The organism is Bacillus sp. KICET-3, from assembly GCF_033261025.1.
In the GTDB taxonomy this organism is placed as follows: Bacteria; Bacillota; Bacilli; order Bacillales; family Bacillaceae; genus Bacillus; species Bacillus sonorensis.
The window spans coordinates 2,886,141-2,898,478 of record NZ_CP137345.1; the positions used below are offsets into that span (position 1 = coordinate 2,886,141).

A 12,338-nucleotide genomic window follows, 5' to 3' on the forward strand; every position below is an offset into this window, starting at 1 on the left:
AATTACCATACTTTGACCCACATTTTCAAGCTATTGATCTTTTCTTCCTTCTTGGAAAAAATCTTTGTTAAAGCTTGTTCCGCTCGTGTTGCTTTCTTTTTCGACGGCTTTGACCCCTTTTTTGATCAGCGCTGTTCCAAATTTTTCATTCAGTTCTTCCACCAGCTTTTGAATCGGTTCATCCTTGGCATCCTCTTCGAACGAAAACAAATCGAGCTGTTTGAAAGCCTCCGTCCGTTTGACAAGCCCTGTCCCCGTAACGCCCAGCAGCCTGACCGCATCACCTTGCCAATGCTGTTTGAACAGCGCTTTTGCTTCCTCTGCGATCTCATCCGCTTGATCGGTCGGATTTTGAAGGGTCTTGCTTCTCGTCATGTTCGTCCAGTCGGCGTAGCGGATCATGATAAAGAGCTTCGAAGCCATGACTTCCTTTCGCTTCAGCCTGTTGCTGACAGATGCGGACAGCTTGTCAAAAAGCCGGTTGAGTTCCTTTTCATCTGTGCTGTCATGCGGAAGCGTCGAAGAATTGCCGACGCTTTTAAACTCATAAATTCTGTCGGGGTTTACCTCGCCAAAATCGATTCCATTCGCCCTTCTTTTTAATCTCGGGCCGTTGATGCCCAAAAGCTGCTTCAAAGCGACTTCGTCTGCGCGGGCCAGATCCGCGATCTTTTCAATGTTCAGCGTTCTCAGCTTTTCAGCGGTCTTTTGACCGATTCCGTACATCTCGGCTATATCAAGGGGCCAGAGTACGTCAGGCACCTCACGTTTTCTCAAAATGGTAATGCCAAGCGGCTTTTTCATATCCGAAGCCATTTTCGCCAAAAATTTATTCGGCGCGATTCCGATGCTTGACGGCAGAAGCAGCTCTTTTTGCAGACGCTCCTGGATTTCCAGGGCTGTTTTATACGCTTTTTCCCGATACGGCGTGTCCGTCAGGTCCATATATCCTTCATCGATCGATACAGGCTCCACAAGATCCGTGTATTCTCTCAGCACTTGAAACATTTCCCTTGAAGAGCTTCTGTAGCGGTCAAAGTTCGGAGGTTTTACGATCAGCTCCGGACAGAGGCGCTTTGCCTCCCACAGCGGCATAGGGGGTTTCACGCCGCGGGCTCTCGCTTCATAGCTGCATGTAACGACAATCCCTTTTCTTTCTTTCGCATTCCCTGCAATGGCGAGGGGCTTTCCGCTCAATGAAGGGTCATACGCCGTTTCAACGGAAGCGTAGAAGCTGTTCATATCAATATGAAAAATGACTCTTCCTTTATGTTTCCCGCCAGTCAAAACGGCTTCCTCCTTATCTTCTGATTAGACATATCAACCATACTTATAGTAAGATGTTATTGAAACGGAAGTGATAATCGTGATTCTCGAATCCTTTAATGATGCATTTTTTCTGTTTGAGTTTTTCACAATCATTTTACCCGCGCTGACGGCGATCGGAATCGCCCTTATTTTAAGAAATTGCTATACGGGTGAAAATTGGAAAACAAAACGGATTGAAGAAAATAAACCGATTCATTTTATTTATAGAATCGATTTTCTCGTTATCCTATATCATCGCATTACCTTATGGATTAGTAAAGTGATTCGCATGAAGGCTTCGTCGAATGATGATGAAGACCATCGTTTCCTTCTTCTTTCAATTTAACAGGTGTACGGGTGCTCGCTGCGGGCCCCGGATAAGAAGGAGGAAAATGTGTTGACCACAAAATTAAAGCAAATGTTTACAATCGCAATATCTTTATTGATGTTTTTGGCTGTAGGCGGGCATGCCTCAGCTGCAACCGGAGCTCCGAGTTCTGACGGGAACTTTTTCCAGCATTATATTGTGCTTCCTTTCTCAGAGCTGATTAAAGGAATCGCCGGATTTTTCAACGGCAGCTACGGGCTTTCGATCATTGTCGTGACGATCATCGTCCGTTTTCTCGTGATGCCGCTGTTTGCCAATCAGTACAAAAAACAGCGGACCATGCAGGAAAAAATGGCGCTCGTCAAGCCTGAAATGGATGCCATTCAAAGCAAATTGAAAAAGACGAAAGACCCTGTGAAACAAAGGGAAATTCAGCAGGAAATGATGAAGCTTTACCAAAAGCACAACATCAATCCGCTGGCGATCGGCTGTCTGCCGATGCTGATTCAATTTCCGATTTTGATCGGTTTTTATTACGCCATCCGCTCGACGCCTGAAATTGCCACACATACTTTCCTTTGGTTCAACTTGGGACATTCGGATATCATCATGTCTTTATGCGCCGGCCTGATGTATTTTATCCAGTTTTATGTATCGCAAAAATTAAATGCACAGAACGCGGCGCAGTCAAACCCGGCGGCACAGCAGTCAGCCAAAATCATGGGCTTCTTTTTCCCTGTGATGATGACGGTCTTTTCAATCAACGTACCGGCGGCCCTTCCGCTCTACTGGATGACAAGCGGAATGTTTCTGACCGTTCAAAACTTCGTCTTTCATCAAATGTATAAAAAGAACAAAAGCATACAGCCGGCTGAAACAGCTACGAAATAAAAAAGGCTGCGCCTATTGGGCGCAGCCTTTTTTGATTTCTGTCAGCCGGCAGTCGTGTGTTCATGATCAATGTGTTCGGAAATCGTCTCAAATCCGGCAATTCTTCCCGTGACGGCGTCCAGATCCAATTGAATGATCAGCTGACTGTTTCGTTCCAGAACGCCTTTGAAGCAATCCGACTGTAAGTGAAAGGGTTTGATGTCACCCTCATGAATCGCAATCATCTCTTTTGCATCTGATACAAGCAAGCCGGCCAGGCCTATCTTTGATGAAAAAATCAGCAGCTTGCTTTTTTCGTCAATCGAAAGCGGCTTATGGTGGAGGATGACGCCGGCGTCGATCACCGGAATCATCTCTTCCCGAATCTTGGAGATCCCGCGGACTTCGGGAGGAAGCCCGCTGATCTCTTTCAGATGTCCCATCCGTTCAATCGCCTGAATATGACGGATGTCCGCTCCATAGTCTTCCTGATTCACTTGAAAAAGTATGGCATGTTGATTTTCCACGTTGAACCCCTGCCTTTATTATGAAGGATTTGCAACTTCCTCAATAATCGCAATGACCATTTCAGCTGTTTTCACAAGCTCTTCAACCGGCATTTTTTCATTTTTCGTATGAATTTGTTCATATCCTACAGCAAGGTTGACGGTCGGAATACCGTGGCCCGCAATGACATTGGCGTCGCTGCCGCCTCCGCTCGTCAGCAGTTCGTATGGGCGGCCGATTTTTTCGGCGGCTTTTTTCGCAACCTCGACCACGAGGTCTCCATCTTTGTATTTAAAGCCGGGATACATGACTTCAATCTCCACTTCGGCGCGGCCTCCCATTTCGGCGGCTGCCGCTTCAAAAGCCTGCTTCATTTTCTCGGTTTGCTTTTCCATTTTTTCCGGAACGAGCGAACGGGCTTCTGCCAATATCTCAACCTGATCGCAGACGATATTGGTTTGTGTTCCGCCTTCAAAGCGGCCGATATTTGCCGTTGTCTCCTCATCAATGCGGCCCAGCGGCATTTTGGCAATCGCTTTTGAAGCGATCGTAATCGCGGAAACGCCTTTTTCCGGTTCAACTCCCGCATGGGCTGTTTTTCCGTAAATTGAGGCCTTCATTTTCGCTTGGGTCGGAGCGGCTACAATGATATTTCCGACCTTGCCGTCGGAATCAAGGGCATATCCGTATTTTGCTTGAATGAGCGAACGGTCCAAGGCTTTCGCTCCGACAAGTCCCGACTCTTCACCGACCGTAATGATAAATTGAACCGTTCCATGGGGAATATTCTTTTCCCGTAAAACCTTTATGGCTTCAAGCATTGCCGCAAGCCCGGCTTTATCATCGGCACCCAAAATCGTCGTTCCGTCCGTTTTGACGTAGCCGTTTTCCACGACCGGCTTCACACCATTGCCAGGGACAACGGTATCCATATGTGACGTAAAATAGATTGTATCCGCTTCTTTTGTTCCCGGAAGCGTGCATACGAGATTACCCGCCCCGTGTCCTGTCGCTTTCGCGCTGTCATCCTCAAAAACATCCAGTCCGAGAGCCGTAAATTTTTCTTTCAGCACTTTACAAATGTCTGCTTCATGTTTTGTTTCAGAATCAATTTGCACGAGTTCTAAGAACTCTTCCAAAAGGCGTTTTTCATTCATATTCGTTTCCCCTCCTATTTTTATAGCGGTATGTTTCCATGCTTTTTGTCCGGCCGGATGTCCCGTTTGTTTTTCAGCATGTCAAATGTTTGAATCAGCCTCTTCCGCGTCTCTTTCGGATCGATGATATCGTCGATCATCCCATGGCGGGCGGCAGTAAAAGGACTTGCAGCTTTCTCGAATGCCCTCATGTGCCGCTCTTTCTCAGCTTCAGGACCCTTTTCCCCCGCAAACAAAATATCTGCGGCTTCCCCGGCTCCCATGACGGCGATTTCGGCGTTCGGCCAGGCAAATACGGCATCCGCTCCAAGCGCCTTGCTGTTTAAAGCCACATAAGCACCGCCGTACGCTTTTCTTACAATCACCGTTACCTTGGCTACAGAAGCTTCGGCATATGCATACAGGATTTTGGCTCCGTGCCTGATCACGCCGCCATGCTCTTCGCGAATTCCCGGCAGGAAGCCTGGAACATCAACAAGCGTCAAAATGGGAATATGAAAAGAATCACAAAAACGAATAAAACGGGATATTTTATCAGCTGCATCGATGTTCAGACTGCCTGCCAAATGCTTCGGCTGATTGGCGACGATACCCGCCGCTTCTCCTGCAATTCTTGCAAAACCGATCACCGCGTTTTTCGCAAAATGCTTTTGCACCTCAAAAAATGTGCCGTTGTCAGCGATTTCCCGTATGATCTGTTTCACGTCATACGGACGCTGGCTGTCTTCCGGCAATAAAGTCATCAAGCCGGGTCTCAAATCATCATCCTCTGCAGGCCGCGGCCGGACCGGCGGCTTCTCTTCATGATTCTGCGGAAGATAGGATAAAAGCTTTCGCACCTCTTGAAGGACAGACTCATCGGAATCCCCGGAAAAATGAGCATTGCCGCTGATTGAATTATGTATGGATGCGCCGCCCAGTTCACCGGGGCTGACATGCTCTCCTGTAGCTGTTTTGATGACTTTTGGCCCTGTGATGAACATCCGCCCCGTTTTTTCATTCATAAAAACAAAATCGGTCAAAGCCGGAGAATAAACGGCACCGCCGGCGCATGGACCGAGGATGACAGAGATTTGCGGAATGACGCCAGAACAAAGGACATTTCGGTGAAAAATATGACCGTATCCATTTAATGATAGCACACCCTCTTGAATTCTCGCACCACCTGAGTCGTTAAGACCTATGAAAGGCGTCTTATTTTTAAAGGCAAAATCCATGACGTCCGCTATTTTTTTGGCATGCATCTCTCCGAGCGCCCCTCCGCTGACGGTAAAGTCCTGGGAAAATAAAGAGACGGGCCTTCCATGAATTTTTCCAACCCCCGTTACAACGCCATCGCCTAAAGGGCCGCCGGGCTGCCTGCTTCGCACAAAAGCGTTCAGCTCGACAAAACTGCCCTTATCAAGCAAAAGTTCGATCCGCTCCCTCGCAGTGAGCTTCCCTTTCAGCTTCTGTCTGTCGATCTTTTCCGGTCCTCCGCCAAGCGCAGCAGTTTGGCGGATTTTATCTAAATCATCAAGCCTGTCATACATATTCATTCTTCCGCTCCTTCCCATAAAATTTCTCATCCTCACAAACTTGTCCGCTGAAGAAAAGCAGGATAAAATGGTAGAAGAAAAACTAAAACAGAGGTGAACAGCTTGTCTCAAAAAATGATTAAAATCATGGTTTTTGTAATGATCGGTATCATGGTGCTGACGAGCCTTCTTTCAGGAATCAGCATGATGTTTTAATACAGAAGCGGCGGAAGGAGCAGGCCCTTTCTCAGGAAAGCGGCCTGTTTTTTTGACAGCGCGTCTGATATATGGGGCTGGATTGTCGGCAAAAGAAAGAAAAAAAGCATGAGCTTCTCCTTCTTCATTAGATTGACCAATGAAGGAGAAACTCATGCGATCAGGCAGGAGATTTAATCCCTTTAAAATAACTTTTGATCACCAAATATTGTTCCATTTCACCGAGAAAATTGAAAAGGGCTGCGCGCGCTTCAAATTCTTCACGCGTCGTCGGCAGCTCCATCTCCTCAATTTCCTCTCTCATCTTCACGAGACGCTTTAAAAATTTATGAGCCGTATTTCCCGGATGGATGGCCCCTCTCAAGTCATGAATAAACTCTGCGATCATATGCCCCTGCTCAACCGTCATCGAGATCGACGTAATCTTCGGAAGCACCCTTTCAATGATTTCAAACTGTTTTTCACGCATTTTAAAATAGTTGTAATACAAATTTTCGTGGCGCATAAAGTGATTTTCCACATCGCGGTATGCCAGTGTTTTCGCTGTATTGATCAACCGGTGCGTCTCAGGTATTTCCTTTCCCGTCCAGTCCTGTTCCCCTGTCAGCAGATAGCGCTCGATTTCCTCAAAAATTTTCGCGAAATTGTCTTCGATTTTTTGCTGGTACTGCTTGAGCTGCTTGTCCAAGCTTGGCATGTACAAATTCATGAGAAGCGCAACGCCGATCCCGGTAATGATAATTAAGAATTCATTCCAGATGAGAGAAAGCGTAATTCCTTCAGACATATAGAGATGAAGAATGATAACCGAGCTTGTGACGATCCCTTCTTTGATTTTCAGGATAACGGTTGTCGGAATGAAAAATAAAAGCATGAGGCCGATGACAGCCGGATGATAGCCGATCAGTTCGAAGAACATATATGAAAAAACAATCGCCAGGCAGCATGCAGCAAAGCGAGCCCATGACGCCTGAAGAGAGCGCTTTTTCGTCACTTGAATACAAAGGATGGTGATAATGCCTGTTGAAACAAAATTATGCAGGCCCAGGAGCTGGGCAATATAGATGGCAAGTGCCGTTCCAAGCGCTGTTTTTAACGTGCGGTAACCTATTTTAAACATCGTAAACCCCAATCTTTTAATCAATAGTTTGCTAAAATAAATCAAAAAAGAAGAAGAACTATGTCTTCTTCCGATTATTTTATAGTATTTTCTCCAAAAAGTCTTGAGCTCTTTGCGATTTTGGAGAAGAAAAAAATGTTTTCGGGTCTCCGTCTTCGACAATGGTTCCTCCATCCATAAACAGCACCCTGTCGGCGACTTCTTTTGCAAAACCCATTTCGTGCGTGACGATCACCATCGTCATTCCGGTTTTCGCCAAATCCTGCATGACCTGGAGCACTTCCTTCACCATCTCGGGATCAAGCGCTGACGTCGGTTCGTCAAACAGCATGATGTCCGGATTCATCGCCAGCGCCCGGGCGATGGCCACCCGCTGCTTTTGTCCGCCTGACAACCGGTTTGGATAGGCGTCTTTTTTATCGAGAAGCCCGACTTTTTCGAGCAGCTCTTCCGCCTTTTTAACCGCTGTCTCCCTGCTTTCTTTTTTGACATTGACAGGCGCATAGATGATGTTTTCAAGAACGGTTTTATGCGGGAACAAATGAAAATGCTGAAAGACCATTCCGATGTTCTCTCTGATTTTCAACACATTTGTTTTCTTGTCCGTAATCTCCTGATCCTTGATGAATATGCTTCCTTCCGTCGGCTTTTCAAGCAGGTTCAAACAGCGCAAAAATGTCGATTTTCCCGAACCGGACGGGCCGATCACCGCGGCCACTTCGCCTTTTTCAAAGGAAACGGAAATATTTTTGAGCACTTCGAGCTTTCCGTAGGATTTTGAGAGATTGCTAACGTTAATCATTGACATTCAGCTTCCTTTCAATCGCTTTGCCGGCAAACGTCAGAATCAGAACGAGCACATAGTAGATGAGGCCTGCAAACAGCATCGGTTCAAGGGGACTGTAAATCGCCGCTCCCGCCTGATAGCTGCGTCTCATAATATCGCCTAGGCCGATCACCGTCACAACCGCCGATTCCTTCGTCAGTGTAATCGATTCGTTGACAAGTGCGGGCATGATATTTTTAAAAGCCTGCGGCAGCAGGAGATCCTTCATCATTTTCGCATATGGCACACCAAGTGCCATCGCTGCCTCTTTCTGGCCTTTGTCGATCGCATTGATTCCGGCCCTGATGATTTCCGATACATAGGCGGCAGAGTTCAAACCAAACGCGATCACCGCCGCCCAGTAGGCATCGATATCAAATCCCAGAACCTGAGGCAGGCCGTAGTAAACAATCATCAGCTGGAGAACGAGCGGCGTCCCCCTGAAGATCGATGTATAAAAATCAGCGATCCAAGCGAGGCCTTTTATCGAGCTGATTTTCAGAAGGGTGATGAAAACCCCGAGCAAAAATCCAAATACCGCCGCAGCGGCGACTACTTTCAATGTAACGCCAAGCCCTTCCAATATAAAGGGCATTTCCGGTATCGTACTTGAAAAATCAAGAAAATTCATAATGACTCTCCTTCTCCCGCGTCCATACAGAGACGTACAATCGCACCTTAGCAAAAAAAGTTCAACAAAAGAGTTGAACTTTTATGCTTACTTTTGTGTGTCTCCGCTGAACCATTTTTCTTTCAATTTATCCAATTCTCCGCTTTTCTCCATTTCATCAAGCGCTTTGTTGAATTTCTCCGTCAAATCGCTTCCTTTTTTAAAGGCAATCGCGGATCCGGCTTTTTCATCCGGTTCTTTTGGAAGGTTGAAACCGACGAGTTCTGCATTTTTATTGATATATTTTTCGGCAACAATGTCTTCGATAATCGCTGCATCAAAACGGCCCGCTTTGATTTCTTCAGTTAAATCTGAAATGCGGTTGCGGTTTTCAACTTTCAAATCGTAGTCTGAAGTCAGTTCCTTCGCTTTTTCTTCCTGTATGGAACCAAGCTGGACGCCTACCGTCTTACCTTTCAGGTCTTCCAGCGATTTGATGCCGCTCGATTTTTTCGTGACGATCATGTTGTGAGCCGTGTAGTAAACCTTTGAAAAATCGACTTGCTTTTTGCGTTTAGGGGTCGGTGTCATCCCGGACAGTACGATGTCCACTTTGTTTGTTTTAAGGGCTGTCACCAATCCGTTGAAATCCATATCTTCGACTTCGATGTCATGGCCTGTTTTTTTCGCAAGCGCCTTGGCCAAATCGACGTCAAATCCGACGATTTTGTCTCCGTCTTTCGATTCAAAAGGCGGATAGTCAGCAGACGTTCCCATCACCAATGTTTTTTTATCGTCTGAGCTGCTCGTCCCGCAAGCGGCCAAAGCAAATGTGACACACGCTGTCACTAACAGTAAAAGCCATTTTTTCATGTTGTGTATCCCCCTGAATCATTTTGAATATTTATTCGTTGATATGTATTTTAAACATTTTCTGAGTCTATTGCAATACTATTTTAAAAAATAACTAAAAAACCTTTTCGGCGGCTTGTATAAATGAATCCCCCCCTGTCGCTTCTATCCGTCCAATTGCATATATATGAATTTTTTATACAAAAAAAGCCTGCCGTACAAATCGGCAGGCGGTGTTCTTTATACTTCTTCACAATACTCCTCAAACAGTCCCTGAAGCTTCGTGATGACGGCCATCGGCTCATATCCTTCAATCTCATGGCGCTCAACCATCTTTAAAATCTTGCCGTCTTTTAGCAAAGCGAACGACGGAGACGATGGCGGATACCCTTCAAAATATTCCCGGGCTCTCGCCGTTGCTTCCTTGTCCTGGCCGGCAAAAACCGTTACGAGATGATCAGGCCGTTTATCATAGTGGACAGCATGATAAGCGGCAGGTCTTGCAATTCCGCCGGCACAGCCGCAGACAGAGTTCACCATGACAAGCGTCGTCCCTTTTTTCGTCAGCGCTTCATCAACCTCTTCGGCCGTTTTTAATTCCTTGTAGCCGGCGGCCGATATTTCCTGTCTTGCCTGGCGGACGACATCATTCATAAACAAATTAAAATCCATGTTCACTTAAGTCCTCTCCTTTTTCATCATCTTTTTTAATGATACTTTGAAACCGCCGATACCGCAAATCAGCTGTTTCATCCCCTGTAAGGTTTACCGCGGGGAACGATCGGGGAAACATAAAAAAGAGGACAGGTGAGCCATATGAACAAAAGAAAAGCCATGCTGATTTACAACGGCAATGCCGGTCAAAAACATATCCAAAAAACACTGGGCGCCGTTGTACCGATTCTTTCTCAAAAAATAGATGAATTGATCGTTAAACCGACGAGGCAGAAGCACGATGCTTTTCACTTTTGCCGGGATGTCGGGGAAGATATCGATCAATTATTCATACTAGGCGGGGATGGAACAGTCCACGAGTGCATAAACGGAATCAGTCCGCAGAAAGCGAAGCCTCAGATCGGCATTCTGCCGGGCGGAACATGCAACGATTTTTCGCGGGCGCTTCAGATTCCGCAGAACATTGAAAAGGCGGCGGAAGCGCTTGTCAACGGAGAGCCGGTCTCTGTCGATGTCCTGAAAACAGAGGAGCATTATTGTTTAAACTTCTGGGGCATCGGGTTTATTGCAAAGGCTTCAAGCCATATCAATCAGACGGAAAAAGCGCTATTGGGAAGAATCAGCTATTTTACCAGTGCGTTGAGGATGATCTCGAACCTCAAGCCGTTTCCCTTCAAGCTGTCGATTGACGGAGACGATTTGACGGATGAAGCGGTGATGATCTTGGTGCTGAACGGGCAGTTTATCGGAACCAGCCGGATTCCGCTTCCAACAGTAAGCATTCATGACGGCAAAGCGGATGTCCTCGTGTGCAGGAACACGAATCTGGCCGCATTAAAAGAGCTCTTTGCCATGGAAGAGCCTGAGCTTGAATCTTTGAGAGGGGAGCTTTCATATTATCAAGGAAAGACAATCAAAGTGGAGACCGCTGAAAAGATGGATGCCGATACTGACGGTGAAATTTACACGCAGACCCCCGCTTCAATTGAAGTGCTGAGCGGGCATGTACGCATGCTCGCCCCGGGAGATAGAGAAAAAAGCTGACCCGTTTCGGGCCAGCTTTTTGATGTTTAATAAACGGATGTATTCTCATCGATATGTTCTAAAATCTCTTTCACACGAGCCAGGAATCTTCCGCAAATCAGGCCGTCAAGAACCCTGTGGTCAAGCGACAAGCACAAATTCACCATATCTCTGACAGCGATCATTCCATGCTCCATCACAACGGGACGCTTCACGATCGATTCAACTTGCAGAATGGCCGCCTGCGGATGATTGATGATGCCCATTGACTGGACAGAGCCGAATGAGCCGGTATTGTTAACAGTGAACGTTCCCCCGCTCATATCATCGCTTGTCAGCTTGCCGCTGCGCACCTTGTGTGCCAAGTCGCTGATTTCTCTTGCAATGCCTTTAATTGTTTTTTCATCGGCATACTTGATGACCGGCACATACAAGGCATCTTCTGTCGCCACTGCGATCGAGATGTTGATATCCTTTTTCTGAATGATCTTATCGCCGGCCCACATGCTGTTCATTTGCGGGAATTCTTTCAGCGCCTGGGCGACCGCTTTGACGAAGAAAGCAAAAAAGGTCAAATTGAAGCCTTCTTTCTTTTTAAATTCGTCTTTGATGTGATTGCGGTAGCTGACAAGGTTTGTGACGTCGACCTCCATCATCGTCCAGGCATGCGGGATTTCATGCTTGCTTCTGACCATATTGGAAGCAATGGCATTGCGAATGCCTGTGACAGGTATTTCAATGTCGCCGGCCGCGCTTTTCGGCGCCGGCGTTTCAGGAGCTTTCCGGACACGGTCCGCTGCCGCTTTCTGAGTGGCGGGCTGTTTTTCCTCCGCCTCCCTCTGAACCGGCGCGGCACCTGCTGAAATGATGCGCTGAAGATCCTTCCGGGTGATGCGTCCGCCCGCTCCGGTTCCTTCCACCTGCTCCAAATCGATGCTATGCTCTCCCGCAAGACGCAATACAGCAGGCGAGTAGCGCTTTTTATTCGACTTGTCCGCCGGTTCCGCTGCCGGCTGTTCTGTTGCTTCAGGTTCTTCTGAAGCAGAAGGTGTTTCCTGCTTTGATCCGTCTTTTGTTTCGACCTTGCACATGACGTCTCCGACCTGCAAGGTCTCTCCTTCTTCTCCGACAAGCTCCGTAATCGTTCCCGTAAAAGAGGAAGGCACTTCAGCATTGACTTTGTCTGTCATCACTTCAGCGATCGGGTCGTATTTGTTGACATGATCACCGACGCTGACGAGCCATTTGCTGATCGTTCCCTCGGTTACGCTCTCTCCGAGCTGGGGCATTGTCATCTGTTCCACTGCCATACGATTATCCTCCTCACGT

At 47.0% G+C, this 12,338-nt stretch carries 14 protein-coding genes; 4 read left to right on the forward strand and 10 right to left on the reverse strand.

The window, feature by feature from the left end; genetic code table 11:
* Positions 1-30: 30 nt before the first annotated feature.
* On the reverse strand, positions 31-1,242 hold the full coding sequence (locus tag R5H20_RS14615; RefSeq protein ID WP_236835538.1) for a DNA polymerase IV: 1,212 nt from the start codon (positions 1,240-1,242) through the stop codon (positions 31-33).
* A gap of 124 nt (positions 1,243-1,366) precedes the next feature.
* Between R5H20_RS14615 and R5H20_RS14620 the strand changes: the two genes are divergently transcribed.
* Positions 1,367-1,654, forward strand: coding sequence for a hypothetical protein (locus tag R5H20_RS14620; protein WP_006637462.1), 288 nt, complete (start codon positions 1,367-1,369; stop codon positions 1,652-1,654).
* A 72-nt stretch (positions 1,655-1,726) separates the two neighbouring features.
* Positions 1,727-2,527 (forward strand): membrane protein insertase YidC, encoded by an 801-nt coding sequence (locus tag R5H20_RS14625; protein ID WP_034326532.1) that lies wholly within the window; start codon positions 1,727-1,729, stop codon positions 2,525-2,527.
* Between the two features lie 41 nt (positions 2,528-2,568).
* Here R5H20_RS14625 and R5H20_RS14630 read toward each other — a convergent pair whose 3' ends face one another.
* From R5H20_RS14630 to R5H20_RS14640, 3 genes are read right to left on the reverse strand one after another with little or no spacing between them, the layout of a single operon-like run.
* A complete protein-coding gene (locus tag R5H20_RS14630; RefSeq protein WP_006637464.1) occupies positions 2,569-3,033 on the reverse strand; it encodes a chemotaxis protein CheW in 465 nt (154 codons plus the stop codon).
* A gap of 18 nt (positions 3,034-3,051) precedes the next feature.
* Positions 3,052-4,170 carry a tripeptidase T gene (locus R5H20_RS14635; RefSeq protein ID WP_006637465.1) on the reverse strand — a complete coding sequence of 373 codons (1,119 nt, stop codon included), beginning with the start codon at positions 4,168-4,170 and terminating at the stop codon, positions 3,052-3,054.
* A gap of 20 nt (positions 4,171-4,190) precedes the next feature.
* A complete protein-coding gene (locus R5H20_RS14640) occupies positions 4,191-5,708 on the reverse strand; it encodes an acyl-CoA carboxylase subunit beta (RefSeq protein ID WP_006637466.1) in 1,518 nt (505 codons plus the stop codon).
* A gap of 102 nt (positions 5,709-5,810) precedes the next feature.
* Between R5H20_RS14640 and prli42 the strand changes: the two genes are divergently transcribed.
* On the forward strand, positions 5,811-5,903 hold the full coding sequence (prli42, locus tag R5H20_RS14645; protein ID WP_152419319.1) for a stressosome-associated protein Prli42: 93 nt from the start codon (positions 5,811-5,813) through the stop codon (positions 5,901-5,903).
* A gap of 160 nt (positions 5,904-6,063) precedes the next feature.
* Here the strand turns inward: prli42 and R5H20_RS14650 are convergent, their stop codons facing one another.
* The 5 genes from R5H20_RS14650 to R5H20_RS14670 form a co-directional block, all read right to left on the reverse strand.
* Entirely contained in the window at positions 6,064-7,023 is a 960-nt protein-coding gene (locus tag R5H20_RS14650) for an aromatic acid exporter family protein (RefSeq protein WP_006637467.1), read from the reverse strand.
* A gap of 79 nt (positions 7,024-7,102) precedes the next feature.
* On the reverse strand, positions 7,103-7,825 hold the full coding sequence (locus R5H20_RS14655) for an arginine ABC transporter ATP-binding protein ArtM (RefSeq protein ID WP_006637468.1): 723 nt from the start codon (positions 7,823-7,825) through the stop codon (positions 7,103-7,105).
* The gene (locus R5H20_RS14660) at positions 7,818-8,480 is read right to left on the reverse strand and encodes an arginine ABC transporter permease ArtQ (protein ID WP_006637469.1); all 663 of its coding nucleotides are present in this window, start codon (positions 8,478-8,480) and stop codon (positions 7,818-7,820) included. The genes R5H20_RS14655 and R5H20_RS14660 overlap by 8 nt, the downstream gene beginning before the upstream one ends.
* An 87-nt stretch (positions 8,481-8,567) precedes the next feature.
* Positions 8,568-9,332, reverse strand: coding sequence for an arginine ABC transporter substrate-binding protein ArtP (locus tag R5H20_RS14665; RefSeq protein ID WP_006637470.1), 765 nt, complete (start codon positions 9,330-9,332; stop codon positions 8,568-8,570).
* A gap of 219 nt (positions 9,333-9,551) precedes the next feature.
* The gene (locus R5H20_RS14670; RefSeq protein ID WP_006637471.1) at positions 9,552-9,989 is read right to left on the reverse strand and encodes a BrxA/BrxB family bacilliredoxin; all 438 of its coding nucleotides are present in this window, start codon (positions 9,987-9,989) and stop codon (positions 9,552-9,554) included.
* A 138-nt stretch (positions 9,990-10,127) separates the two neighbouring features.
* Between R5H20_RS14670 and R5H20_RS14675 the strand changes: the two genes are divergently transcribed.
* A complete protein-coding gene (locus R5H20_RS14675) occupies positions 10,128-11,030 on the forward strand; it encodes a YegS/Rv2252/BmrU family lipid kinase (RefSeq protein WP_006637472.1) in 903 nt (300 codons plus the stop codon).
* A gap of 26 nt (positions 11,031-11,056) precedes the next feature.
* Here the strand turns inward: R5H20_RS14675 and R5H20_RS14680 are convergent, their stop codons facing one another.
* Positions 11,057-12,319 carry a dihydrolipoamide acetyltransferase family protein gene (locus tag R5H20_RS14680; RefSeq protein WP_006637473.1) on the reverse strand — a complete coding sequence of 421 codons (1,263 nt, stop codon included), beginning with the start codon at positions 12,317-12,319 and terminating at the stop codon, positions 11,057-11,059.
* Positions 12,320-12,338: the final 19 nt, after the last annotated feature.

Excerpts from the sequence above, each read along its gene's own strand:
- R5H20_RS14615 (WP_236835538.1), bottom strand. The coding sequence starts at position 1,242 with ATGAACAGCTTCTACGCTTCCGTTGAAACGGCGTATGACCCTTCATTG.
- R5H20_RS14625 (WP_034326532.1), top strand. The coding sequence starts at position 1,727 with ATGTTTACAATCGCAATATCTTTATTGATGTTTTTGGCTGTAGGCGGG.
- R5H20_RS14635 (WP_006637465.1), bottom strand. The coding sequence starts at position 4,170 with ATGAATGAAAAACGCCTTTTGGAAGAGTTCTTAGAACTCGTGCAAATT.
- R5H20_RS14640 (WP_006637466.1), bottom strand. The coding sequence starts at position 5,708 with ATGAATATGTATGACAGGCTTGATGATTTAGATAAAATCCGCCAAACT.
- R5H20_RS14650 (WP_006637467.1), bottom strand. The coding sequence starts at position 7,023 with ATGTTTAAAATAGGTTACCGCACGTTAAAAACAGCGCTTGGAACGGCA.
- R5H20_RS14655 (WP_006637468.1), bottom strand. The coding sequence starts at position 7,825 with ATGATTAACGTTAGCAATCTCTCAAAATCCTACGGAAAGCTCGAAGTG.
- R5H20_RS14660 (WP_006637469.1), bottom strand. The coding sequence starts at position 8,480 with ATGAATTTTCTTGATTTTTCAAGTACGATACCGGAAATGCCCTTTATA.
- R5H20_RS14665 (WP_006637470.1), bottom strand. The coding sequence starts at position 9,332 with ATGAAAAAATGGCTTTTACTGTTAGTGACAGCGTGTGTCACATTTGCT.
- R5H20_RS14675 (WP_006637472.1), top strand. The coding sequence starts at position 10,128 with ATGAACAAAAGAAAAGCCATGCTGATTTACAACGGCAATGCCGGTCAA.
- R5H20_RS14680 (WP_006637473.1), bottom strand. The coding sequence starts at position 12,319 with ATGGCAGTGGAACAGATGACAATGCCCCAGCTCGGAGAGAGCGTAACC.